This is a genomic window from Streptomyces sp. NPDC043746 (genome assembly GCF_056436485.1).
Genome location: NZ_JBWKCM010000050.1, coordinates 1 through 24,566, shown reverse-complemented (window position 1 = coordinate 24,566; position 24,566 = coordinate 1). Strand labels below are relative to the sequence as shown.

The 24,566-nt window shown below is 68.9% G+C and carries 14 protein-coding genes; 7 read left to right on the top strand and 7 right to left on the bottom strand.

Annotation, left to right across the window (positions count from 1 at the left end):
• Positions 1 to 190 precede the first annotated feature (190 nt).
• The gene (locus AC0682_RS30560; protein ID WP_478536441.1) at positions 191 to 1,060 is read left to right on the top strand and encodes a class I SAM-dependent methyltransferase; all 870 of its coding nucleotides are present in this window, start codon (positions 191 to 193) and stop codon (positions 1,058 to 1,060) included.
• On the top strand, positions 1,057 to 2,394 hold the full coding sequence (locus AC0682_RS30555; RefSeq protein WP_478536439.1) for a M20/M25/M40 family metallo-hydrolase: 1,338 nt from the start codon (positions 1,057 to 1,059) through the stop codon (positions 2,392 to 2,394). Before AC0682_RS30560 ends, AC0682_RS30555 begins: the two co-directional genes overlap by 4 nt.
• Before the next feature lie 164 nt (positions 2,395 to 2,558).
• Here AC0682_RS30555 and murJ read toward each other — a convergent pair whose 3' ends face one another.
• Entirely contained in the window at positions 2,559 to 4,154 is a 1,596-nt protein-coding gene (gene murJ, locus AC0682_RS30550) for a murein biosynthesis integral membrane protein MurJ (RefSeq protein ID WP_478536445.1), read from the bottom strand.
• Positions 4,155 to 4,475: 321 nt separating this feature from the next.
• Here murJ and AC0682_RS30545 point away from each other — a divergent pair, with 321 nt between their 5' ends.
• Complete coding sequence (locus tag AC0682_RS30545) at positions 4,476 to 5,669, top strand: L,D-transpeptidase (RefSeq protein ID WP_478536437.1); 1,194 nt, start codon at positions 4,476 to 4,478, stop codon at positions 5,667 to 5,669.
• A gap of 163 nt (positions 5,670 to 5,832) precedes the next feature.
• Positions 5,833 to 7,428, top strand: coding sequence for a CocE/NonD family hydrolase (locus tag AC0682_RS30540; RefSeq protein ID WP_478536435.1), 1,596 nt, complete (start codon positions 5,833 to 5,835; stop codon positions 7,426 to 7,428).
• Positions 7,429 to 7,460: 32 nt separating this feature from the next.
• Here the strand turns inward: AC0682_RS30540 and AC0682_RS30535 are convergent, their stop codons facing one another.
• From AC0682_RS30535 to AC0682_RS30510, 6 genes are all read right to left on the bottom strand, one after another.
• Positions 7,461 to 8,330: an amino acid ABC transporter permease gene (locus tag AC0682_RS30535; RefSeq protein WP_478536433.1), complete on the bottom strand. Its 870-nt coding sequence runs from the start codon at positions 8,328 to 8,330 to the stop codon at positions 7,461 to 7,463.
• Positions 8,327 to 8,971 (bottom strand): amino acid ABC transporter permease, encoded by a 645-nt coding sequence (locus tag AC0682_RS30530; protein WP_478536432.1) that lies wholly within the window; start codon positions 8,969 to 8,971, stop codon positions 8,327 to 8,329. The genes AC0682_RS30535 and AC0682_RS30530 overlap by 4 nt, the downstream gene beginning before the upstream one ends.
• A 16-nt stretch (positions 8,972 to 8,987) precedes the next feature.
• A complete protein-coding gene (locus tag AC0682_RS30525) occupies positions 8,988 to 9,917 on the bottom strand; it encodes a glutamate ABC transporter substrate-binding protein (RefSeq protein WP_478536443.1) in 930 nt (309 codons plus the stop codon).
• A gap of 31 nt (positions 9,918 to 9,948) precedes the next feature.
• Positions 9,949 to 10,692 carry an amino acid ABC transporter ATP-binding protein gene (locus AC0682_RS30520; protein WP_478536431.1) on the bottom strand — a complete coding sequence of 248 codons (744 nt, stop codon included), beginning with the start codon at positions 10,690 to 10,692 and terminating at the stop codon, positions 9,949 to 9,951.
• 192 nt (positions 10,693 to 10,884) lie between these two features.
• Positions 10,885 to 11,325 carry a DUF6278 family protein gene (locus AC0682_RS30515; protein WP_478536429.1) on the bottom strand — a complete coding sequence of 147 codons (441 nt, stop codon included), beginning with the start codon at positions 11,323 to 11,325 and terminating at the stop codon, positions 10,885 to 10,887.
• A gap of 135 nt (positions 11,326 to 11,460) precedes the next feature.
• On the bottom strand, positions 11,461 to 14,661 hold the full coding sequence (locus AC0682_RS30510; protein ID WP_478536428.1) for a hypothetical protein: 3,201 nt from the start codon (positions 14,659 to 14,661) through the stop codon (positions 11,461 to 11,463).
• 564 nt (positions 14,662 to 15,225) lie between these two features.
• Between AC0682_RS30510 and AC0682_RS30505 the strand changes: the two genes are divergently transcribed.
• From AC0682_RS30505 to AC0682_RS30495, 3 genes are all read left to right on the top strand, one after another.
• Positions 15,226 to 23,037 (top strand): ricin-type beta-trefoil lectin domain protein, encoded by a 7,812-nt coding sequence (locus AC0682_RS30505; RefSeq protein WP_478536427.1) that lies wholly within the window; start codon positions 15,226 to 15,228, stop codon positions 23,035 to 23,037.
• A complete protein-coding gene (locus AC0682_RS30500) occupies positions 23,034 to 23,294 on the top strand; it encodes a hypothetical protein (RefSeq protein ID WP_143070872.1) in 261 nt (86 codons plus the stop codon). Before AC0682_RS30505 ends, AC0682_RS30500 begins: the two co-directional genes overlap by 4 nt.
• Positions 23,295 to 23,922: 628 nt before the next feature.
• Positions 23,923 to 24,177, top strand: a complete 255-nt coding sequence (locus AC0682_RS30495; protein ID WP_381250077.1) for a hypothetical protein — start codon at positions 23,923 to 23,925, stop codon at positions 24,175 to 24,177.
• The last annotated feature ends 389 nt before the right edge of the window (positions 24,178 to 24,566 follow it).

Sequence of the window (24,566 nt, the reverse complement as noted above, 5' to 3'; positions counted from 1 at the left end):
AACCGCACGGCTTCCTGCGCGTTCGGCGACCACGTCCGCGCATCCCCCACCAGATCACTCACACACCATCAACGAGCCTGAACTCAAAGCGTTTCAGATCAATAAGGGCACCCCCCCCCAGGTCCGTGAGTTCGTCCGGCTCTAGAGCCGTCCCGACCCCGTAGATCCGCAGGAACAGGAGGTGCCCGTCATGGACGCGACCCGGCACAAGGAATCCATCGCCGAGACCTTCGACCGCGCGGCAGCGGCCTTCGACCGCTCGCCGGTGCACTTCTTCACCCCGCTGGGCGCACGGCTGGTGACCAGGGCCGGGACAGGGCCCGGTGACCGAGTACTGGATGTCGGATGCGGTAGAGGGGCTTGTCTCTTCCCCGCCCGCGAGAAGGTCGGGCCGGACGGCTCCGTGGCCGGCATCGACATAGCCGACGCCATGGTGCGTCACACGGAGGCCGAGGTCCGGGCGCGGAGCTGGCGCAACGTGACGGTACGACAGATGGAGGCGGAGAAGCCCGACTTCGCCCCCGAGTCGTTCGACATCGTGCTGGCCGGATTCAGTGTGATGCATCTGCCCGGCGCCCCTGGGACGCTGAGTGCCTACCTTCCGCTTCTCGTCCCCGGGGGCCGGCTCGTCCACAGCGACCTGATCGACGACGACGGCCTGCCCCCTTTCGTACCGCCGGAAGCCTTCGCCGTTCTCGCCCCTCACTTCCCACCCGGCCCCGACCCCCGTGAGCGCGGCCGTGCCCCTTGGTCCGAGTCCCGGGCGAGCATCGTCTCCGCGCTCACCCGGCTCGGATTCGAGGGAGTGGCGGTGGCCGATGAGACCCACGAGATGGCCGTCGCCTCCGGGGACGACTGGATCACCTGGTCGATGTCCACCGGACTGCGTGCCGCCTGGGACTCGTTGCGCGGGGCCGAGGCGGCCGCCGCCAGAGAGGCGATCGGCGAGGTGTTCGAAAGGCTGCGCGGCTCCGACGGCCGCATCGCCCTGCCCGTGCCCGTGCGCTTCGTCCATGCGCGCAGACCGTTGGAGGACGGCGGCCCCCTGGAGGAGCGATGAGCGTGCCGGCCGAGCCCCTCCCCCACCCGCCCGGGGACACGGACGTCGTCTCCCTCACCCGCACCATGATCCGCTACGACACCTCGCACAACGGCGAGGGCGCCGACGCCCTGCCGCTCGCCCATACCCTGGAGAGCGTCTGGCGGCACGCCGGCGTGGCCACGGAGATCATCCCCACCCCCGAACCGGGCAACGTCCACTTCCTCGCCCGCATCGAAGGGACCGGGGAGCGGGACCCGCTGCTCGTGCTGTCCCACTCCGATGTCGTACCCGCCCATCCGGAGCACTGGCAGCACCCTCCCTTCGATGCCGTCGTCTCCGAAGGCTTCCTGTGGGGGCGCGGCAGTCTGGACATGAAGGGGGCAGGCGCGGCCTTCATGAATGCCCTGCTCAGACATGTACGGGAGGGGGCTCTGTTCGACCGCGACATCATCTTTCTCTCGGACTGCGACGAGGAGGGCGGCTGGTACGGAACCCGTTGGCTGACCGAGCACCACTGGGACCGGGTCGGCGCGGGGGCCGTGCTCACGGAGGGCGGCTGGACACTGGCCCAACAGGGAGGCGACACCCCCATGCTGGCGTCCCTCAGCTGTGTGGACCGGGCCTTCGGAGCGGTCCGGCTCACCGCGACCGGGACAGCCACCCACTCCTCCCGTCCCCTGCCGGACTCGGCGGTGGCCCGGCTCGCCGCGGCTGTGCACGCCGTCTCGGCCGCCCGTACCCCGGTCGTCCTCACTCCTTTGAACCGCGACTACTTCGCGGCTCTCGCCCGGGGCACCCAGGACCCGGGACTGGCCACTGCCGTGCGCCGGCTCCTCGAAGCCGGGGACACCCTCAAAACCGGGGACACCCTCGATGCCCTCGCGGAGGAGGTGCTGAGCAGGTCGCCGTACCCGGGACTGCACAACGCACTGCTGCGGGCCACCATCGCCTTCGTCTCCCAGGACGGAGGGCTCCGTGCCAATGTGATCCCGCGGCAGGCATCGGCGCTTCTCCAACTGCGGTTCACCCCCGGCGGCCAGTCACCTGACGACCTGATCCACCACATCGGCAAGGTCATCGCGGAGCACCCGGGCACCCGTCTCGACCTGGTCGGCCCGCCGGGGGAGAACGCATCCGACACCCTGGCCCGCTGGAACGGGACTGGAGCGCCCGCCCCAGCCCCGTCGACTCCGACGTCTTCACCGCGTGGCGCCGGGCGGTGGCGCTCACCCACCCCGGTGTGCCCGCCGTGCCCGCCATGTTCGAGGCAGGCACCAGCGGCAAGCCCTGGCAGGACCGCGACATCCCGGTCTACGGCACATATCCGTACGTGGTGGACAACGCGTCGTTGACCGCCATGCACGGCGACGACGAGCGGGTGGGTGTGGCGGCGCTGCGGCAGGGTGCGGAGCTGTTGTACCGGATGTTCGGAGAGTTCGTCGTGCACCGGTAGCTTCGCCGCGTACGGCCCGGTCTCGCTGGCCTCCCACCCTGCGGGCGGGGGGTGGCGTCGTCCTCAGCGCCGCAGCCGTGCCCGGCCGCTGTCCACCATCGCGGTGATCTCACCGATCCTCAGCGGCCGGGCCAGCAGCACCACGGTGAGCAGGAGTACGAGCGTCCCGGCTCCGGCGGCCGCCACGTCCCCGGCGCCCTCGGCCGCGCGGGCCGCCGCGTAGGCGAGCGCGCCGGCCGGCAGGCAGGCGGTGATCAGCCGGAGGTGGGCGCCGAGGGTGGGTGAGCGCAGCAGGCGGCCCGGGCCGGTGGCCGAGACCCGGCGGGAGAGGACGTACGCGGTGACGGCGAAGCCGGTGCAGAAGGCCACCGTGCTCGCCGCGGCCATCCCCGTCACCGCCCAGCGGGCGGGCAGCACCCAGAAGGCCGCGGCGGAGAGGCCGGCGTTGACGGCGGCGACCACCAGGTTGAGCAGAAAGGGGGTGCGGGTGTCGCTCATGGCGTAGAAGCCGCGCGAGAGGACGTAACTCCCGGAGAAGGCGATGAGCCCGGGGGCGAAGGCCATCATGATGCCGGCCATCACCGTGACGTCGGCGTCGGTGGTGCGCCCGTACCCGAAGACCGAGCCGATCACCCAGGGCGCGAGGACCAGGAACGCGGTGGCGGCGGGCACGATGACGGCGGCGCTGGTCCGCAGGGCGTACGCGACATCGCGCCGCACCCCGGCGAGGTCCCCGTCGGCCGCCGCCCGGCTCATCCGGGGCATCAGCGCCGTGACCAGCGAGACCGTGATGATGCCCTGCGGGACGACCCAGAGCTGATAGGCGTAGCTGTACGCGGTGTAGCCGGCGCCGCCCGCCACGCCCTGCTCGTGCGCGAGCTGCTGGGTGGTGGTGGAGAGCCGGGTCACGACCCAGTACGCCAGCTGGTTGGTGAGGACCAGCAGCACGAGCCAGCCGGCCGAGCGCATCGGCCGGGTCAGCCCGCTGCCGCGCCAGTCGAACCGGGGCCGCCAGCGGAACCCCGCACCGCGCAGCGCGGGGATCAGGGCGAGCGTCTGCACGGCGATCCCGGCGGTGGTGCCCCAGCCCAGGAGGTGGGCGTGCGCGTCGGAGAGGGTGCCGTCGGAGTGCGCGGCGACGGCGATGTAGAGGCCGAACACTCCGATGACCACGAGGTTGTTGAGGACCGGGGTCCACATCATCGCGCCGAACCGGCCACGGGCGTTGAGGACTTGGCCGAGCAGGGTGAAGAGCCCGTAGAAGAGGATCTGCGGCAGGCAGTAGCGGGCCAGCGCGATCGTCAGCTCCGCCTGGCGGCCGTCGTAGTCGGTGTAGAGGCCGACGATCAGGGGCGCGGCCGCCACGGCGAGCGCGGTGAGGGCGAGGAGCCCGACCGTGCACAGGGTCAGCAGCCGGTCGGTGTAGGCGACGCCCCCGTCGGCGTGCTCCTTGGCGGCGCGGACCAGTTCGGGGACGAAGACGGCGTTGAGCGCGCCGCCGATGAGGAGGATGTAGAGGATGTTGGGAACGGTGTTGGCGACCGTGTAGCCGTCGGCGGTCATCCCCGTACCGAGCGCGGCGACGACGACCGCCGAGCGGACGAAGCCGGTGGCCCGGGAGACGACGGAGCCCGCCGCCATGACCGCCCCACTGCGCAGGACGGAGGCGGAGCGGGGCGCCGCCGCTTCGGGCCGGGGCCCGTCGGACGCGCCCGCCCCGGCCGCCGCCTCTGTCGGCCGGGGCTTTCCGGACCCGTCCGGTATCCGCACTTTGTCCGGTGTTCCGGGCCCCTCGGGCTCGGCGCTCACACTCACAGGTCTCTCCCACGTCCGGGGTTGTGTCCGACGGTGGACGGTACTCCGTGGAGTCCGGCGCCGATGGGGCGGGCGTCGGCAGAACCCGATATGAGGGAAACGGAACCCGACAGGGGGGAAAACGCCTCTCATCTGTCGAGTCCTGCTGCACTGGAGGTTGTTCCGTTGAGTTCCGTACGTCCGCGCATCCACCGCCGTACCGCCCTGACCGCCGTCCCGGCGGCGTTGCTCGCCGCCTCGCTCACGGCCTGTTCGGGCGGCGGAGCGGCCGGTTCCGCCGCGCAGGCCGGTGGGGACGGCAAGGCTCCGGAGACCAGCATCTCGGTGAACCTCACGGGGGACGCGGCGGCTCCGGGTGAGCCCGTGAAGGTCACGCTGGCGCACGGGAAGCTGAAGACGGTGTCGGTGACGGCGGGCGAGGACGCCACGCTGGCGGGGAAGATATCGGCCGACGGCCGGACCTGGATATCCGAGCGGGTCGCCGCGCCGGGCACCGCGTACACGGTCGAGGCCGAGGACGCGGACGGCGGCAGCGACCAGGCGGCGTTCACGACGGCCGAGGCGGAGAAGGTCAACAAGCTGACGCTCGCGCCGGGCAAGAACACCACGGTCGGCATCGCCCAGCCGCTGTCGATCGTCTTCGACCACCCGGTGAAGAACAAGGCGGCGGTGGAGAAGGGGCTGAAGGTGTCCACCTCGAACGACACCGAGGGCTCCTGGGGCTGGTTGCAGGACTACTCGGGCAAGGACCGCGTCGACTGGCGGCCCAAGGAGTACTGGAAGCCCGGCACGAAGGTCACGCTCAAGGCCGAGCTGAACGGCATCGACACCGGGGCCGACGGCGGCTGGTTCGTCCGTGACTACCTCACGACGTTCACCATCGGCGCGGCCCAGGTGGTCAAGGTCGACCTCGACGGACACCGCCTCGCCCTGCACCGCGACGGCAAGCAGGTCATGGACATCCCGATGTCGGCCGGTACGCCGGGAGGCAAGAAGGCCTCCTGGCGGGGCACGGCCGTCCTGATGTCGAAGGAGGGCACGATCAACATGCGCTCCGAGACGGTGGGACTCGGGGACGCCTACGACAAGATGGTCGACTTCTCGATGCGGCTGACCTGGTCGGGGATGTACGCGCACGCCGCACCGTGGAACGCGGCCTACTTCGGCAACGCCAACCGCAGCTCGGGCTGTCTCGGGATGAGCGACGCCAACGCCTCCGCGCTCTACGGGCAGGTGCGGGTGGGCGACCCGTTCGAGATCACCGGCGCCGACGCCAAGGGCACGGTCGCCGAGGGGAACGGCTACGGCGCCTGGAACGTGTCGTGGACCGACTGGCAGGCCAAGAGCGCGCTGAAGTAGACCGCGCGCTCGCCTCCGTACGCTCATGTCCGGACACTTCCGGGGCTACTGACAGCACGTCCAACAATCGTTACCCTCACGCAACACGCCCGGCAGTTACCAGCGGTAAACAACCGGGGTTACCGTCGGGTCACTTTGCACTGACACTCGTGAGGAGTGACCCGTGGTACGTCCGAAACCCGCCCTGCGCACCACCGCCTCGATCACCACCGCCGCCGTCCTGCTGACCGGAGCCGCCCTCGGCGCGGCTCCGGCGGCAGCGACCACCCCCGCCCCCGCCCAGGCGAGCGCCTCCGCGCCGGGGCTGACGTTCCACGACATCCCCGGCTCCGGCGGCATCACGCTCAAGGGCAATGTGTTCCGGCCCGCCACCTCTCCGGCCGGGGCCGAGCACCCGCTGATCGTCTTCCCCACCAGCTGGGCCATGCCGCAGATCGAATACCTGGCGCAGGCCCAGAAGCTCGCCGACTCCGGTTATGTGGTGGTGAGTTACACCTCGCGCGGCTTCTGGCTCTCCGGCGGGAAGATCGAGGTGGCCGGTCCCCCGGACATCGCGGACGCCTCCGCCGTCATCGACTGGGCGCTCGCCAACACCTCGGCCGACCCGGACCGGATCGGCATGGGCGGGGTGAGCTACGGGGCGGGCATCAGCCTGCTCGCGGCCGGGCACGACCCCCGGATCAAGGCGGTGGCCGCGCTGAGCGGCTGGGCCGATCTGATCGAGTCGATCTACAGCGGACGGACCCAGCACCTCCAGGCCGCCGCCCTGCTCGGCGGGGCGGGCGTGCTCACCGGCCGCCCCAGCGACGAACTCTCCCAGACGCTCAAGGACTTCCTCGGCTCCAAGCTGGACAAGGAGCCGGAGATGATCGCCTGGGGCGCCGAGCGCTCCCCCGCCACCCACCTGGACAAGATCAACGCCAACGGCGCGGCCATTCTCATGGGCAACGCCTGGGGCGACACGATCTTCCCGCCCAACCAGTACGCCTCGTTCTACGAGAAGCTCACCGGCCCCAAGCGACTGGAGTTCCGCCCTGGCGACCACGCCACCGCCGAGCTGACCGGCCTCTTCGGGCTGCCCAACGACACCTGGACCAACACCCGCCGCTGGTTCGACCGCTACCTCAAGGGCGAGCGCAACGGCATCGACACCGAGTCGCCCGTCCAGCTCAAGTCCCGCACAAACCGGGGGTACGAGGGGTACGCGGACTGGGCGTCGGTGGGCGCGGCGAAGAGCCGCATCGCGCTCGACGGTACGAAGAGGGTGTGGGCGAACGTCGATTCGGGCGCCAACGGCGGTGTCACACTGCTCTCCAACGCACTGGACCAGTTCCTGAAGCTGCCGCCCACGGTCTCCGTCCCCCTGCTGCCGCGCACCTTCGCGAGCGTGTGGCAGTCGGAGAGATACGGCTTTGAGCAGCGCGTCCGGGGCACGGCCGAGCTGCACACCACGGTCACCAGCACGAAGTCGAGCGGCACGTTCGTCGCGTACCTGTACGACGTGGGGCCGCTCGGGATCGGGAAGCTGGTCAGCAACGCCCCGTACACGTTCCACGGGCAGACGCCGGGCCGGCCGTTCGCCGTCGACCTGGAGCTGTTCTCCACGGCCTACGACGTCCCGGCCGGTCACCGGCTCGCCCTGGTGGTCGACACCGTCGATCCGCTGTACATCGAGCACAACCCGACCGGCGCGCAGCTGACCTTCTCCTCGCCCGCCTCGGACCCGAGTCATCTCTCGGTCCCGCTGCGCGAGAAGTGATCACCGACTGCTGCCGGGCGGGACATGCTCGGCTACTGGCCTCCCGGCAGCAGCTTCCCCGGCTCGGCCGGGGCCACCCCCACCGCCTCCGTCTTCGGATTGCGCCGTTGCCGTCTCGCCACCCAGGTGGCGAACCACGAGAGCAGCATGCACAGTCCGATGTAGATCGGAGAGATCACCATCACGACGGGGATGAAGGGAAGATCGTAGTCGAGATTCGACGCGATCAGCTTCCCCGCGTGGAGGAATTCCTCGTAGGTGATCAGATATCCCAGTGAGGTGTCCTTGAGCGCGACCACCAGCTGACTGATGATGGTCGGCAGCATCGCCCGTACCGCCTGGGGAGCCAGGACGAACGTCGTGACCTGTGTCTTGCGCATCCCGAGGGCGTACGCGGCCTCCCGCTGGCCCCGGTCCACGGCCTTGATCCCGGTCCGGAAGACCTCCGCGAGGACCGAGCCGTTGTAGAGGGTCAGTCCGGCGACCAGGGCGGGCAGCGCGTGCACCTTCAGCGCCACGAAGATGAAGAAGATCATCACCAGCACCGGCATGGCCCGGAAGAACTCGACCAGCAGGGTGCAGAGCCAGCGCACCGGGCGGTGCGCGGAGAGCCGGCCGACCGCGAGGACCGCGCCGAGCGCGAGGGAGAGGACGGCGGCGTAGGCGAACGCCTTGAGCGTGTTGCCGAGTCCGCGCAGCAGCAGTTCCTGGATGCCCTGGTACTGGAAGGGGCGCCACTTCTCGGCGGTGAACTGATCCGTGTCGAAGAGGAGATACACGATCCAGCCGACGAGGGCGAGGATGGCGGCCGTCGAGACGATGCCGTAGAGCCGGTGGCGTCTGCGGGCCTGCGGGCCCGGGATGTCGTAGAGCGCGGTGGCGGTCGGGGCGGAGTGGGTCATCGTGCGACTCCCCAGCGCTTCTCCATCACGGTGAAGAGCGCACTGATGGTGAGGGTGATGATCAGATAGCCGACGGCGATCCAGATGAACGTCCAGATGATGCTGTAGCCCAGCTCGTTGAGCGTCCGGTAGGTGCCGAGCAGCTCGGTGACGCTGAACGCCCCGGCGATCGCGGAGTTCTTGGCCAGCGCGATCAGCGTCGAGCCGACAGGAGGGATCACCGAGCGGAAGGCCTGCGGCAGGACGACGGTGCCCAGGGTCTGGCCGAAGGTCATCCCGAGGCTGCGGGCGGCCTCGCCCTGGCCGGTGGGCACGGTGTTGATGCCGGAGCGCAGCACCTCGCAGATGAAGGCGGAGGTGTAGCAGCCGAGTGCCAGGACGGCGAAGAGCTGGAACGGCAGGACGAGCCCGAAGCGCGGCAGTCCGAGGAGGACGGCGAAGAACAGCAGCGTCAGCGGGGTGTTGCGCAGCACCGTCACCCAGACCGCACCGAGCACCCGCAGCGAGCCGACGGGCGCGACCCGGAAGGAGGCCATGACGAAGCCGAGGGCGAGGGCGAGGGCCGAGGAGTAGACGGTCAGCTCGACGGTGCCGAGGAAGCCCTTGCCGTAGAGGGAGAAGTTCTCTGTCAGTACGTCCATGGGTGGGCCGTCCCCCTCAGTTCGCCGGGTAGCGGTCGATGGGCGGCGGGGTCGGCGCGGGCACTCCGGAGAGGCCCAGCGTCGCTTCGAACGCCTTCTTCCAGTTGCCGTTCTTCTCGTTCGCCTCCAGCGCGTCGTCGAGGGCGAAGCGCAGCGCGTTGTCGGAGCGCGCCACGCCGATGCCGTACGGCTCCTGAGAGAAGGACTTGCCGACCACCTTCATCTCGTCCGGCGCCTTGGCGGCGAAGCCGAGGAGGATGGCGTCGTCGGTGGTGACGGCGTCGACCTGGTAGGTCAGCAGGTTGTCGACGCAGACCGAGTACGTGTCGTAGGCGACCAGGACCGCCCTGGGGTACTCCTCGGCGATGCGCTGGTAGGGGGTGGTGCCGGCGGCCGAGCAGACGGTCCTGCCCGCCAGGTCCTGGGGGCCGTTGATGTCGTCCTCGTCGGTCCGCACCAGCAGGCCCTGACCGGCCATGTAGTAGGGCCCGGCGAAGCCCACGAGCCTCTTGCGCATGTCGTTGATGGTGTAGGTGCCGACGTAGTAGTCGATCTGGCCGTTCTGGAGCGCCGTCTCGCGGTTGGCGGAGGCGATGGTCCGGAAGCGGATGGTCTTCGGTTCGAAGCCGAGCGAGGCCGCCATCATCCGGGCGATCTCGATGTCGAAGCCGGAGTAGCCCCCGCCGGCCGGGTCCTTCTCGCCCAGGTAGGGCTGGTCCTCCTTGGCGCCGACGATCAGATACCCGCGCCGCTCCGCCTTTCGCCAGGTGGCCGATTCCGGCAGCTGGAACCCCTGGTCCACCTGGTAGACGGGCAGCGCCTCGGCCTTGGGGCCCTTGACGGGCGGGCTGCCCTCCTTGCCGCAGGCGGCGGCGAGGACGGCGAGCAGGAGGCAGAGGGCGAGGGTGGTGCTGCGGCGGCCCCCGCGACCGCTGCCGGTGCGCAGACTGTTGGTACGCGACACGAGAAGCCCCCCGTCAGTGCTTGAGGATCTTGGACAGGAAGTCCTTGGCGCGGTCGCTCTCCGGGGCGGTGAAGAAGTCCTCCGGGGTGCGGTCCTCGACGACGCGGCCGTCGGCCATGAAGACGACGCGGTTGGCGGCGGACCGGGCGAAGCCCATCTCGTGGGTGACCACGACCATGGTCATCCCGTCCCGGGCGAGCTGCTGCATGACCTCCAGCACCTCGTTGATCATCTCCGGGTCGAGCGCGGAGGTGGGCTCGTCGAAGAGGAGCGCCTTGGGGTCCATGGCCAGGGCGCGGGCGATCGCCACGCGCTGCTGCTGGCCGCCGGAGAGCTGGGCGGGGAACTTGTCGGCGTGGGCGGCGAGGCCGACCCGCTCCAGCAGTTCCCGGGAGCGCCGGTCGGCCTCCTCCTTCTTGCGCTTGCGGACCTTGATCTGGGCCAGGGAGACGTTGGCCAGCACGGTCTTGTGGGCGAAGAGGTTGAACGACTGGAAGACCATGCCGACTTCGGCGCGGAGCTGAGCGAGGCCCTTGCCCTCCTCGGGAAGGGGCCTGCCGTCGATCAGGATGGAGCCGGACTCGATCGCCTCCAGCCGGTTGACCGCCCGGCAGAGGGTGGATTTCCCCGAGCCGGAGGGGCCGATGACCACCACCACCTCCCCGCGGCCGACGGTGAGATTGATGTCCTGAAGTACGTGCAACTCTCCGAAGTGTTTGTTGACGTCCCTCAGTTCGATCAACGGATCGACGGCCATGCGCTGCCCTACCCACTTGTCGCTGTGTCGAGGTCAGCGCAAACTATCCATCCCGAAAAGGGACTTCGCGCACGACACGCGCTAATGGCGCATAAGGCTGTTTATCACTCTTGAAGATGAGCTCCGGGGGCGGGGCGCACTCCGGGGGTCCGGTTCTCGCCACGGAGGGTCGGTTCTCGTCCTCCGTCGGGGTCAGTTCTCGGCCGACTCCGCGTAGAGCTGGGAGAGTTCGGGGCTGCCCGACATGGCCCAGTCCAGCCCGGCGGCGACGACGTCGATCTCCCGACCCGACTCCAGCCGCACCACGGGCTGCCCACTCGGCCAGACGTCCCACGCGGCGCCGGGAACGGTGCGCACGAGTACGGTGCCCAGGTAGAGGCCGGCGTCGTTGCCCAGCCAGGGCAGCTCCTCGGGGTCGTCGCGCCAGCGGGGCTGGAGCTGGTCGAGCGCGGCCAACGAGGCCGGGGTGTCGTCGAGTTCGAGCCCTTGCCGCCCCGCCCGGGAACGCAGCAGTTCGCATTCGGCGAGCAGTTCGGCCACACCGCCGGGATCAGCCTCGACGGCGGACGCGAGCGCGTGGCCCTGCGTACCACCCTGACGCTTACGCCAGTTGTCCAAGAAAGGGATGTTCATACCACTAGGGTCCCATCCTGGCCAGGTTCCGCACCACAGGGCGCGCGGGGCCCCGGCGGAAGCCGAAGCGCCCCGCCGGAAGCCGAAGAGGGCGCCGTCCTGGTGGACGGCGCCCTCACGGGGTGGTCAGGTGGCTCAGCCGAAGGCCTTGAAGCCGCTCCAGTCCGCGGAGATGACGATCTTCACCGGGGCGTTGGTGTTCGTCTTGGACGGGTGGTAGACACGCATCTTGCCGTCCGACCCGAAACGGGCCCACATGTCGGGGATCCCGTCCTTGTTCAGGTCCGGGACGCCGATGACCGCGTCGACGTTCGCTTCGGTCCAGTTGTTCCCGTACGCGACGTCCCCGTCACGGGAGTTGGCCGCCGTGGTGAGCGAGACCAGGTTCACGCTGCCCGCGACCGTGCCCGGCTTGCCGTGCCGGACGTACATGTTGCCGTTCGAGCGGTTGCGCCACACCAGGTCGGGCGTGCCGTCCAGGTCGACGTCGGCCACGTTGATGATCTCGCGGACACCCCAGGCGTCGGCGTTCATCCGGGTCGCCTGCTGGAAGCCGCCGCCGGTGTAGCCGCTCAGCGCCCAGAACGCGTCCCCGACCCGTACGAACAGGTCAGGCAGCTTGTCGCCGGTGACGTCCCCAACGGCCTTGATCTGGTCCCAGGTGGCGGGGGCCGGCGTGTTGGACGGCAGCCGCACCCGCAGCCGCTTGTCGACGTTGAAGCTGCCGTAGCCGTCGCCCGGGTAGAGCCAGAAGCCTCCGTCGGGGGTGCGGGCGAAGAGGTCGGTGACACCGTCGCCGGGGTAGACGTCGGAGTGCTTGCTGATCAGGGCCGCCTTGCCCGTGGCGGGGTCGTACCAGTGGCCCGGCGGGTTGAGCTTGCCGCCGGTGGTGTACGAGGCGGCCAGGGAGCCGTACAGCTCGCCGTCCACGTCACCGACGTAGGTGCGCAGGTTGCCTGCGGAGTTGATGACCAGCAGGTCGGGCAGGCCGTCGCCCCCGGTGTCGCCGGGTCCGTCGGCGACGTCCCGGGGCGGCACGTAGAAGACGTAGTCGGTGCGGGCGCTGCGGTTGCCCACCGCGTCGTAGGCGTACACGTGCAGGTAGGTCGGACCGGAGTGCGGGGGCTTGAGCTTCGGCACGGTGGCGCTCCCGGAGGTGGCCGCCACCTCCTTGGCGTTCAGCCCCTCGAAGGCGTAGCTGAACTTGGTCGCACCGCTGGCCTTGAAGGTGATCGGGCCATCCCCGCCGAACTTGACCGTGGCCCAGGTGGCGCCGTCGGGGGTGGCCTCCAGGAACACGTCGCTGGAGACGTCGGGGGCCGGCGGGGCGGAGGCGTCCACGGTGATGCGGCAGGGCTCCGTGCCCAGCGGGAAGTAGGTGGAGACGGCTCCGGCCGAGTCCTCGGACCGTACGTCCCACGAGTAGGTGGTCTTGTCGGCGAGGCTGCTGGAGGGGATCGTCACCGAACCCTTGCCGCTGCTCAGACTGGTGACAAGGGTTCCCGCGGGGGCCGTCGTGCCGTTCTTCCAGAACCGGAAGCGCAGGCCCTTCAGGTTGCCGTCGGGGTCGGAGGCGGTCGCCGAGAGGACGAGGTTGGTCTTGGCGACGGTACGGCCGGCGCCCGGTCCGGGCACACAGGCCCCGCCCGGAGAGGTCGTGCCGCCGGTCGGCTGGTTGGGCTTGCGGTTGTAGGTGACCTCCAGCACCGCGGTCTTCGCCGAGAACTTGCGCCAGGTGTAGGAGTCCTTCTTCGACTCGTCCGGGGAGCGCATGCCGAGGGTGACCGTCGCCCAGCCGTTGTCGGCGGCCTGCTGGGCCGCGTTCCTCACGTTGTACATCACGTACGCGTCGGAGCAGGAGGAGTTGTAGCCGTGGGCGAAGGACTGCTTGCCCTGGGAGGTGTTCCAGCTCGGCTGCTTGTTCCAGGTGGTGCCCGAGGAGATGGCGCCGGTCAGCGACAGCTCGTACTCGCGCTTCGTGCACGACCAGGAGTGGTTGTTGATGACCTTGAACTCGGCCGCGGTGATGGCGGCGCCCTTGAGCTTGGTGTCGTAACCCATCCGCCAGAAGGCGCGGGCGGTGCCTCCGGTATGGCTCTCGTACCCGACGCGGGCGTCGGCCGTACCGGAGTTGAAGTTGGTGCCGTTGTAGAAGCTGGTGTTGGGGTACGGCTTGTAGGCCGTCGTCCACGCCTTCCAGCCGGGACTGATCGTCGGGTCCAGGAAGACGGGGAACAGGACGTCCTCGTCGGCGAACAGTCCACTGCCGGAGACGTCCAGACGGAGCCGGGCGTCACCGGTGCCCTCGCCGTCGAGGCGGGTCGCCAGCGGGCTCTGGCGGGCGCCCGGCTCCATGCCGACCAGGCCGGAGAGGTTCAGCACGTCCTCGGGGGTGGCCACGGTGGTACGGGGCTCGGCCTCCGGGGCCTCGGGGTCCATACCGGCGGAGTCCCAGCCGAAGGGGGTCGGGATCGCGGTGATCTCGTCGCCGGTGGCCCGGTCCACGACCAGCACGCCGTCGGTGGTCTTGTCGTGGCGGAACACCGCCGTCTCCGAACGGAGTCCGTACGTCAGCGAGTTGACGGCGGCCTGGGCCGAGGCCTCCCGCGTCTTCACGATCAGCAGCTGGCCGAAGCCGCCCTCGTCGCGGGCGACGAGGAGCAGGTCCACTCCGGGCAGCACCTCGGAGTACAGGGCGCGGGGTCCGTCGAGCAGCGGCTCGGGCAGCGGTCCGGGCCAGGTGTACGCGATGGTGTGGCCGTCGAACTCCGACTCCGCGAGGATGGTCTCACCGGCGGGAGCGCGGTCGGCCGGGGTGAGGAGGGGCAGCCGGGCGTACGAGCGCTCGGCCCGGTCCTCGCCCTTGCGGGCGCCGTCGGCGCTGCCGTCGGAGAAGCGCACCGGGACGGGCGCGTTGACGGGGCGGATGCTCAGCCCGTCGTCGGCCTTGCCGGTCCGCTTCAGGGTGGTGTCGATGTCGGCCCACCGCCCCTCCGCGTTCTTCGCCCGCTGCGGCAGCGCGTGGAGCTCGGCACGCCACTGCCCGTCGGGCAGCGCCCAGGTGCGGGAGGTGGCCGTGGTGGCGGTGTCGACGAGGACCTTCTTGCCGCGGCGGAGTGCCTCGGCCATGGCGGCGCTCTCGTCGCGGAGCCCCGTGGAGACGGGCTTCGCCGGCTTGGCGACGGCAGGGCCGTCCCCGCCCGGTGACGGGCTGTCGGTTCCGGGCTGCCACCAGGGCAGCAACGCGGCGGTCAGTGCGGCCAGCAGGAGGCCGAGGGTGCACGTCAGCCTGGTGCGCGTACGCACGAAGGGGCTGAGGAGGCGTGGCGCGGACACTGCGGGCTACTCCCGTGGGGCCGGACGGAAAAGGGGATGACAGAGACGATCCCGTTCGACGGACCGGTGGGCGGAGAGCGCCGAACGATCGCACAGGGACCGGAAGGAGTGTCCACCATGAGAAGTTCATTAATTCGTTACAGCCGTGTGGAAAGTGAGGAGAGTGATACCGGGTATCTCCGTTTTTGACATCTCTTGACGGGTCGTTATGGCCAGTTAGGCACGAATACAGAGGTATATGACCGAACTGATGGGCCATGTGGAGATCTAGTGGATCTTACCCTGTGAGGCAACTCATATCGGCCCGCTCACCGTCACCTTCCGTGATCTTGCTCAACGGTCCACCCCTGACAGAGAGTGCCCACCCATGCGCCCTTCGCCGGGCGTGTGCTTTCCGGTGCTCGCGCACCTCTGTTCCATTTCCTCTGTTTCTTCACGCCCGGGTGGGAGTCGACGCGTATGCGTGCTGCAGGTCCGCTGTCCTGGCGGGGACGTGGCCGATTGGCCCTGACATCGTCAGGGCGTGCTCGGCGGCGTCGTGCCCGCATATCAGTCGTTCTCTTGATGTCGTCGACCCTGCTGGTCACGAGCCTCTCCGCCGAGGCCTGGGCCGTCCCCGGCCCCGGCATGTACCGGGAGGAGACGCAGCTCGAACTGCCGGACATCCCGGAGATCGACCCGATCGGCGAGGACGAGACCGCCGAGACCAACCTGACCACCGCCGACGAAGTCCCGGTGGAGCCGTACGAGCCCCAGGCCATCACCCCGTGGCAGGAGGACAGCGGCACCGCCGACCTGACCGGCCTGGAGCCCGGTGCCACCGTGCCCGTCGCCGACCTGCCGGTCGCCCTCGGTGTCCCGGAAGGCGGCGACCCGGCCGCCCTGGCCGGACAGTGGAACGTGGCCCTCGCCGCCCCCGAGGCCTCCCAGGACGCGGGCGTCGCCGGGCTGATCATGCAGGTCACCCCGCCCTCCACCGCCGACCCGGAGGCCGAGGTCGCGCTCAGCGTCGACACCACCGCCTTCGCCGACCTCTACGGTCCGCAGGCCGCCGACCGCTTCGGCCTCATGCTGCTGCCCGAGTGCGTGTACACCGCCTCCGGCACCGGCGACTGCGCCCCGGACGAGGGCGACGGCGGCACGGAGACGATGTCCGCCGGCACCACCGGCTCGGACACCTTCGAGTCGCTGCCCAGCGAGGTGGAGCTGCTGTCCGCCGAGGACGCGCCCACCCGCACCGCCGCCGCCAAGAACGTTCAGACCCGCCGCGTCCTCACGGGCAGCGTGCCCGTGGGCCAGCTGCTCGGCGAGGAGCGGGCCCCCGCCACCGAGGCGGACGGCGCTTCCGCCCGCTCGCGTGTGGACGGGGCCTCCGCCAAGGCCGGCTCCTCCGTGCGCCCGGCCGCCCTGCGGGCCGCGGCCTCCTCCGGCTCGCGTGTCGTCGGCGCGCTCGACACCGGCGCATCGGCTGCCGGTGACTACACGGCCACGCCGCTGCTCTCCTCGGGCTCCTGGTCCGCGGGCTCCTCGTCCGGTGCCTTCACCTACGGGTACCAGATCCAGACCCCGGAGACCGGTGGCGGCCTGACACCCAAGATCAACCTCTCCTACTCCTCGCAGTCCGCGGACGGCCGCACCTCCGCCACCAACAACCAGGCGTCGTGGATCGGTGACGGCTGGGAGTACAGCGCCGGTGCGATCACCCGGACCTTCGCGGGCTGCACCCAGGACTCCAAGAAGCCGGGGTCCAACAACGCCACCCACCGCACCGGTGACATGTGCTGGGGCTCCGACAACGCCACGCTGTCCCTCGGCGGCATGACCACCGAACTCGTCTGGGACAAGACCAAGGAGACCTGGACCACCGCCAACGGCGACGGCTCCAAGGTCGAGCTGATCAAGGACCCCAGCCTCAAGAACGGCGCCAAGGACGGCGAGCACTGGGTGGTCACCACCCGCGACGGCACCCGTCACCACTTCGGGCGCCACCGCCTGCCCGGCTGGTCCGACAAGGGCACCACCACCACCGAGGACGACGACCCGGTCACCAACTCCGTCCTGACTGTACCGGTGTTCGGCAACCATCCCGGGGAGGACTGTTACAAGGCGGGCGACTTCGCCGGCTCCTCCTGCACCCAGGCCTGGCGCTGGTCCCTCGACTACGTCGAGGACGTCCACGGCAACGCCATGTCCCTGTGGTGGGCGCGCGAGACCAACTACTACGCCAAGAACTTCAACTTCAAGGCCCCGGTCTCCTACCACCGCGGCGGCTACCTGACCCGCATCGACTACGGGCAGCGCAAGGGGAGCATCTTCTCCGCACCGGCCCCGGCCCGCGTCAACTTCACCGTCGCGGAGCGGTGCTTCAAGGAGGGCTCCCTCTCCTGCACCGAGGAGAACTTCACCTCCAAGGACCCGGGCAAGTACCGCATCTGGTACGACACCCCGGCCGACCTCCGCTGCGCCTCCGGCAAGATGTGCTGGAACGCCAACCCCGCCTTCTTCTCCCGTAAGCGCCTGGACAAGATCACCACGTCGGCGCAGCGGCGCACGGACACCACCGCCCGCCAGGTGGTGGACGAGTACCAGCTCAAGCAGAACTTCCCGACGATCAAGGCCGGCTCCAACCCGGCCCTCTGGCTGGAGTCGATCACCCGTACCGGCTACGGGCGCAACGGCACCACGGACGCGAAGGTCACCCTCAACCCGGTGCGCTTCGAGTCCAACGCCGAGGACATGCCCAGCCGCGTCATGCGGCCCAACGACACCCGCCCCCGCTTCTCGCGGCTGCGTATCGCCCGTGTCATCAGCGAGTACGGCGGCGAGACCGTCGTCAACTACAAGCAGCCCGAGGGCCAGTGCGCGACGGGCGTCGGTCTGCCCGGCAAGAACGACCCGGAAGGCCTGAAGTCCAACACCCGCCTCTGCTACCCCTCCTACTGGCACCCGGACCCGGCTAAGGAGGACATCGACTGGTTCCACAAGTACGTGGTCGCCGACGTCGAGGAACTCCCCAACGTCGACGGGGCGTTCTCCACGCTGACCTCCTACGCGTACAAGAACGCCGGCTGGCGCCTGGCCGAGCAGGAGTTCACCAAGAAGTCCACCCGCACCTACTCCCAGTTCGCCGGCTTCGAGCAGGTCACCACCGTCACGGGTGCCGACGACCCCGAGATCGGCAGCAAGCGGTCCAAGGCGGTCGTCCGGTACTTCCGCGGCATGGGCGACTCCGTGTCCGTGAAGGACATCGCCGGCACCGAGATAGCCAAGGACCAGGAGCCCTTCGCCGGCCGTATCGCGGAGGAACTGACCTACAGCGATGCCAAGGACGCAGACACCAACTGGCTGACGCGTTCCGTCACTTACCCGAAGGCCACCGAACTCGCCAAGCGGAGCCGGGGTGACGGCCTCACCGACCTGCGCGCCTGGCGCGTCACCGAGCCCAAGCAGCTCTCGTACACCAAGTCCTCGGGAACCGGCGACGACAAGCGCACCGAGCGCGTCATCCAGACGAACACCTCGTACGACGCGAAGTACGGCCTGCCCACCCAGGTCGAGTTCCTCGGCGACACCGGCAAGACCGGCGACGAGTCCTGCTCGGCGATGGAGTACCTCCACCAGGAGGAGGCCCACATCATCGGCCTGACCAAGCAGGTCAAGTCGTCTGCCACCACCTGCGCCAACGCCGACTTCGGCAACCTGGCCACCCTCAGCTCCGCCGGCCGCACCGCCTACGACAACCAGGCGTACGGTGCCGCTCTTCCCAAGTCCGCCCGTGGCCTCGCCACCCAGGTCTGGTCGCTGAAGGAGGACGGCACCGGCTTCCAGAGCGAGGGCACCACCGGCTTCGACGCCATCGGCCGTGTCGTCAGCCAGACCGACCCGGAGCTGAAGACCTCGAAGATGACCTACGACCCGCCCTCCGGGCAGGCGTTCAAGGTCACCACCGAGAACTCCCTGGGCCACAAGCAGATCGACGAGCTGGAGCCGGGCCGCGCGACCACCACCAGGTCGACCGACGCCAACGGCCACGTCAGCCAGTCGGTGTACGACCCGCTGGGCCGGCTCAAGGAGGCGTGGGGCCCCGGCCGCACCCCCTCCGCATCGGCGGTGCCCGACTTCGCGGCGACGTACACCATTCCGGCGGGCAAGCCCCCGTACATCACGACCTCCTCGCGCGGCCATGAGAACCGCGTGGAGACCTCGGTCACGATCTTCGACGGCCTCGGTCGCGAGCGCCAGAGCCAGGAGCAGGCCACCGGTGGGGGCCGTCTGATCACGGACACCCTGTACAACAGCTCCGGCGAGGTGTGGCAGACCAACAACGCCTACTTCGCCGAGGGCAAACCCGCCGGAGAGCTGTTCCCCCCGATCGCCGACACGGCCATACCCAACGCCACCCGCTACACGTACGACGGTCTCGGCCGTGTGCTTCAGGAACTCCCCCTGCTGCGCGGCGTGGAGACGCCGGCCAGGGCGACCAAGTACACGTACGCCGCCGACCACTCCACGGTGATCAACCCGTCGGGCTCGGCCTCCTACCGCGTCTACTCGGACGCACTGGGCCGTACCGCCCGGGTCGACACGTTCACCAACACGGCGCGCGACGACTACACATCGATGCGCTACGAGTACGACGCGCGGGGTCAGTTGGCGAAGGCGGACCACTCCGCCGACCGTGACCGCCCCTGGACCTGGACCTACGACCGCCGGGGCCGTCTGTACACGGCCACCGACCCGGACTCGGGGGCCACGACCACCAAGTACGACAGCCGTGACCGCCCGGAGACGGTCACCAACGCCCGGGGCATCACGACCTGGACCGGGTACGACGAGCTGTCCCGGCCCACGCAGCAGCGGCTCGGCAGCAAGACGGGCGCCGTCCTCAGCGAGTACTCCTACGACAACGCCCCCGGCGGCAAGGGGCTGCCCTCCTCCGTCAAGCGCTTCACCGACGGTCTGCCGTACGAGCTGAAGGTCGGCGGCTTCACCTCCGACTACCAGCCCACCTCCACCACCCTGTCGCTGCCGCCGTCCATCGCGAGCACGTGGGGCGTCAGCTCCTCCTACCGGTACGACTACACGTACACGGACACCGGTCAGCTCAAGGAGGCGTCGCTGCCCGCCACGGGCAACCTCGCCGCCGAGAAGCTGGTCGTGCGCTACGACAAGGACGGTCTGCCGCTCTCGGTCTCCGGCAAGGACTGGTACGGCGCCGAGGCGGTCTACTCCTCCTACGGCCAGCTGCTGCGCGCCACGCTCGGCGCACAGCCCAACCGGGTGTGGACGCAGGCCAGCTACGACGAGGCCAGCGGCGCACTCATCGACCAGCGGGTCTACCGGGAGAAGAAGGGCGACACCTCCCTCGTCGGAGGCAACCTCGTATCGCACCGCTCCTACTGGTACAACAACGCCGGCGGCGTCACCTCCATCCGCGAGCGCTCCCTCGGCATCGAGGAGCGGCAGTGCTTCACGTACGACCCGCTCGGCCAGCTGACGAAGGCCTGGACCGCGAAGGACCAGAACTCCTGCACCGCGGGCCCGGCCGGTCCCGACGGCACGTCCAACGCGACGGCGGGCACGGACGGTTCCGGCTACTGGCAGGAGTACGAGTACGACCTGCTCGGCAACCGGAAGAAGCTCTCCGAGAAGGACCTGACCGGCGACACGGCGAAGGACGCCGTCACCGAGTACGTCTACGGCGGGACTGACGGCAGCCAGCCGCGCACTCTCACCAAGCTGACGAAGAAGTACGTCACGCCGCAGGGTGCCCAGGTCACCGCCGAGGCGCAGCGCCTGTACGAACTGACCGGCGAGACCAAGACCGTCACCTCCACGGCGACGGGTGACAAGCAGGAGCTGACCTGGACCTACGACGGCCAGATCGAGCGGATCGTCGGCCAGGGCGGCGGCGGCAAGACCGAGTACGTCGGTCTCGCGGACAAGTGCCTCGACCTGAAGTCGGGCGTCGCCTCGACGGGCCAGGCGGTGCAGCTCTACTCCTGCAACGCGTCGAACGCCCAGAAGTGGAACTTCGCGGCTACCCCGAACCAGAGCGACGCCGACCTGGGCGCGCTGAGCGTCGACGCGGGCTGGTGCCTGCAGCCCGCGGCCAACACGGCCGGCTCGGCCCTGCAGGTCCGCAAGTGTGACAACTCGGCTGCCCAGCAGCTGAAGCGCACCGCGGCCGGACAGCTGACCCACCCGGCCTCCGGCCTGTGCGTCACTGTCAAGGACGGCGCCACGGCCAACAGCACCCCGATCGTGCTGACGGCCTGCTCCGCCGGCTCGGCCGCCCAGCAGTGGGAGGCGCAGAACGAGACCCGTCACATCTACGGTCCCGACGGCTCCCGTCTGCTGACGGTCCAGGGCAAGCAGGCGACCCTGCACCTGGGCGAGTCCGAGGTCACCGTCCAGAAGGGCGGCACGCTGGTCAGCACCCAGCGTTCCTACGCCTCCCCCGGCGGCTCGGTCCTGCGCTACAGCTACGGCACCGGCGCCGGCAGCCTGGTCGCCATCGCCTCGGACCACCAGGGCACCCCGTACGCGGAGGTCGCCCTCAACGACGCGATGTCAGTGCGGATCCGCAAGCAGGACCCCTTCGGCAACCAGCGCGACATCTCCACGGCCACCATGCGCACCCACGCCGGGTTCCTGGGCGCGACGCGCAACGACGCCTCCGGCTACACACCGCTCGGAGCCCGTCTGTACGACCCGGTCGTCGGCCGCTTCCTCTCCGCCGACCCGGTCCTGGACCTGGCCGACCCGTTGCAGTCCAACGGCTACGCCTACGCCCACAACAACCCGGTCACCCTCTCCGACCCCACGGGCCTCGCGGTGACGCTCACCTCGTCGGAAAGGGCCGCGGCCCTCTCTGGCGCCGGCCTGAGCGCCGCCCAGGTCTCCGCGGCCCAGGCGACGATGGGCAAGTCCCTGACGTCGGTGATCCTCTCGGCGGCCTGGGGCGCGCTGAAGGACTTCATCGGCATCACCGACGCCATGAACTGCTTCGGCGGTGACATGTGGGCCTGCGGAAGCCTCATCATCGGGGCGATCCCCTGGACCAAGCTGGGCAAGATCCCATCCGTCCTGAAGGCGGTCAACCGCACGATCTCCGCCATCCAGGCCTTCCACAAGGCGAAGAAGGCGGCCCAGGCCGTCCTCGCTGCGGCGAAGGCCGCGGAGAAGAGAGCGCTCGACGCCAAGAAGGCGGCGATCGAGAAGGCCAAGAAGGCCGCACAGGCAGCCAAGAAGAAGGCTGCCGAAAAGGCCAACACGATCAGCAACAAGGCGGTCAACCAGACAAAGAAGACCGGCAACCCGGTCCAGAAGCAGGCCCAGGCAAAGGCGGCCCCGAAGGCCTCATCGGCCGCCAACGTCAGCGGCAGCAAGGCTTCGAGCGGCGGCACCAAGGCCACGTCCAGGCCCGGCGGCTCCTCCGGCGGCTCGGCCCGCTCCAACGGCGGCTCGAGCGGCAGCGGCGGATCCGGCAAGACCGGTGAAGGCAGCGGCGGTTCCTGCCCGATCAACAACAGCTTCACCCCCGGCACCAAGGTCCTCATGGCCGACGGCTCGACGAAGAGCATCGAGGACGTAAAGGTCGGCGACAAGGTCAAGGCCACCGACCCCAAGACGGGCGAGACCCGGATCGAGACGGTCACCGCCGAGATCAAGGGCGAAGGCCTCAAGCACCTGGTCAAGGTCACCATCGACACCGACGGCGACCGCGGCACGAAGACCGCCGAGATCACGGCGACCGACGGCCACCCGTTCTGGGTCCCCGAACTGGGCGAGTGGATCGACGCCACCGACCTCAAGTCGGGCCAGTGGCTCCACACCGGAGCCGGCACGCAGATCCAGATCACTGCGGTGGAGCGCTGGACCAGCGCAGGTGCAACGGTCCACAACCTCACCGTCGGCAACACCCACACGTACTATGTGCTGGCGGGCGCCACGCCGGTCCTCGTACATAACTGCGGAGTTACGCGTGGTGGTAACGAAAGCACTTACTCCATCTCGCATGATGCGAGTGGAAGTGGCGTGATTGCCGACCTCGATAGTGACGGCATTCTGACCATGATGATGCACAACAATCCCGACAAGGGTTCACCGCTGCGGGGTAAGGCGATGTTCGACGAAGTTATGGGCCACTTCGGGGACCGAGTTCAGGGTGTCCAGGGGATCTGGGTCTACGGAGATAACCTTGGAGGCTTCAATGAAGCTGTCCGTGGTGGTGCAAGCCTTGTATCGGCAGCCAAGGGAACCTGGACTGGAAGGCAGGCAGCCAGATATGGCTTCACTCGTGCGAGGATCGATGAAGCAGTTCCGAGGCTCGACGGGGACTTCCAGCAAGTCCTTGCCACATTCCGAAGATGAGGGAACTGATGGACGAGGAAATTGAACGATTGGCGCGCTTGGCCGTCGAGTACCACGGAATTGGGTGCAGCATCGCAGAGATCGCTGATCTCCTAATCGACAAGCATCCAAACTTGAGGTTGGCGCCGTTCCGGCTGGCCCAAGTGCTTCGATCGGCCTTCGGTCTTTCGGTTCATGACCTGCAATACGTCACGGCATGGGTGCAAGGTGAGATTTCACTGGAAACACTGGAGGAGCGCCTTCAGGTGACTCGGTAAGTCAGCCTCAGTCCATAACATGCTGTGGACATTTCGAGAGGCCCCACCGAATGGATATTCGGTGGGGCCTCTCGGGCGTTTGACGCAGCGGCAACGCCGACGGCAACAGGGGCGCACAGCACGGCACTTCCACGCACACCTACGGACCGGCCGGAATTCGCTGACCAGCGAAAATGCAGGTGACGGCCGCCCGGCGAGCACACGTACTATGTGGTGGCGGGGACCGCGCCGGTCCTGGTTCACAACTGTGGCGAGGCCGATGATGACTTGCTCGACTTTGCAGACGAGGCGCTGAGCATGAGCCCGGAATCACGTCCCAACGTTGCCACAAAGATTACGTCTGCGGATGGAAAGCATTCCCGTTTGGCATATGCCATGGATACTCGTAGCGGCGTAATGCCTCCGCAGACAGCGAGGGCGGTAGCCGACTCGAGACACCATGGCGGATGTGGCGAAGTCGGGTGTGCCATTCAGTTCGAGCTGGCCGAAATCCCGCTGGAGGGGTCGACCTTCCAGTCCGTCAAGATTGATGGCGGCGGTAGGGGAAATTCCTTCCCCATTGAGGATCATGGCGAGCTGATCGGACCGTGCCCTGCCTGCCAGCGATTCTTGCCACAAATCGGCGGACGTGGGTGACTTCGTGTCTATCTCTCCAGAATTGCGCACCGCACTTCAAAAATTGAGAGAAGTACGGTCCGAAAGACCCCAGGGCGGGTGCGAAACAGAATCTTTTGCCGCATGGCGGGAAGGGATTGCAGACGCGTTGGATTCGCTGGCCGCCGTTCTGATCTTTCAGGAAGATCGCCAGAGAGCTGCCGCCGAAGCGGCCGCTGCTCGTGCCGAAGCGGACAGAATCCGTGCTGAACTGGATCAACTGAGCTGACCGGGATAGGTCTCTGCGCTGATCCGGCAAGGCAGGAATGGCCCCGCATATGCAGGAGGCCCCACCGAAAGCGATTTCGGTGGGGCTTCTGTGCGCTCGGCACCAACATCGGCGGACACCGGGTGCGGCGGGTGGAGCATCACAGCCGCCGAGAGCGCACGACCGACATCGCCCAGACTCCCGCCGAACTGCTCTCACACCAGCAGACCACGACCTTCGCGGCCCATCGCGAATGGGACCCTGACACGACGGCCGACCTCAGCTTCGACCTGTCGCCGCCGTCCATGCACGAGCTCGCTAAGGGCTGTCCCGCAAAGATCTTGGCTCCGAGTGCAGAGCAGCCGGAAGAGCTGGCGAGGTGCTCAACTGGTGGTTCGTGAGGTGTCCAG

Bases quoted from the DNA above. Each gene is read 5' to 3' on its own strand.
- AC0682_RS30530 (WP_478536432.1), bottom strand. From the start codon at position 8,971: ATGGACGTACTGACAGAGAACTTCTCCCTCTACGGCAAGGGCTTCCTC.
- AC0682_RS30515 (WP_478536429.1), bottom strand. From the start codon at position 11,325: ATGAACATCCCTTTCTTGGACAACTGGCGTAAGCGTCAGGGTGGTACG.
- AC0682_RS30535 (WP_478536433.1), bottom strand. From the start codon at position 8,330: ATGACCCACTCCGCCCCGACCGCCACCGCGCTCTACGACATCCCGGGC.
- AC0682_RS30505 (WP_478536427.1), top strand. From the start codon at position 15,226: ATGTCGTCGACCCTGCTGGTCACGAGCCTCTCCGCCGAGGCCTGGGCC.
- AC0682_RS30500 (WP_143070872.1), top strand. From the start codon at position 23,034: ATGAGGGAACTGATGGACGAGGAAATTGAACGATTGGCGCGCTTGGCC.
- AC0682_RS30555 (WP_478536439.1), top strand. From the start codon at position 1,057: ATGAGCGTGCCGGCCGAGCCCCTCCCCCACCCGCCCGGGGACACGGAC.
- AC0682_RS30560 (WP_478536441.1), top strand. From the start codon at position 191: ATGGACGCGACCCGGCACAAGGAATCCATCGCCGAGACCTTCGACCGC.
- AC0682_RS30520 (WP_478536431.1), bottom strand. From the start codon at position 10,692: ATGGCCGTCGATCCGTTGATCGAACTGAGGGACGTCAACAAACACTTC.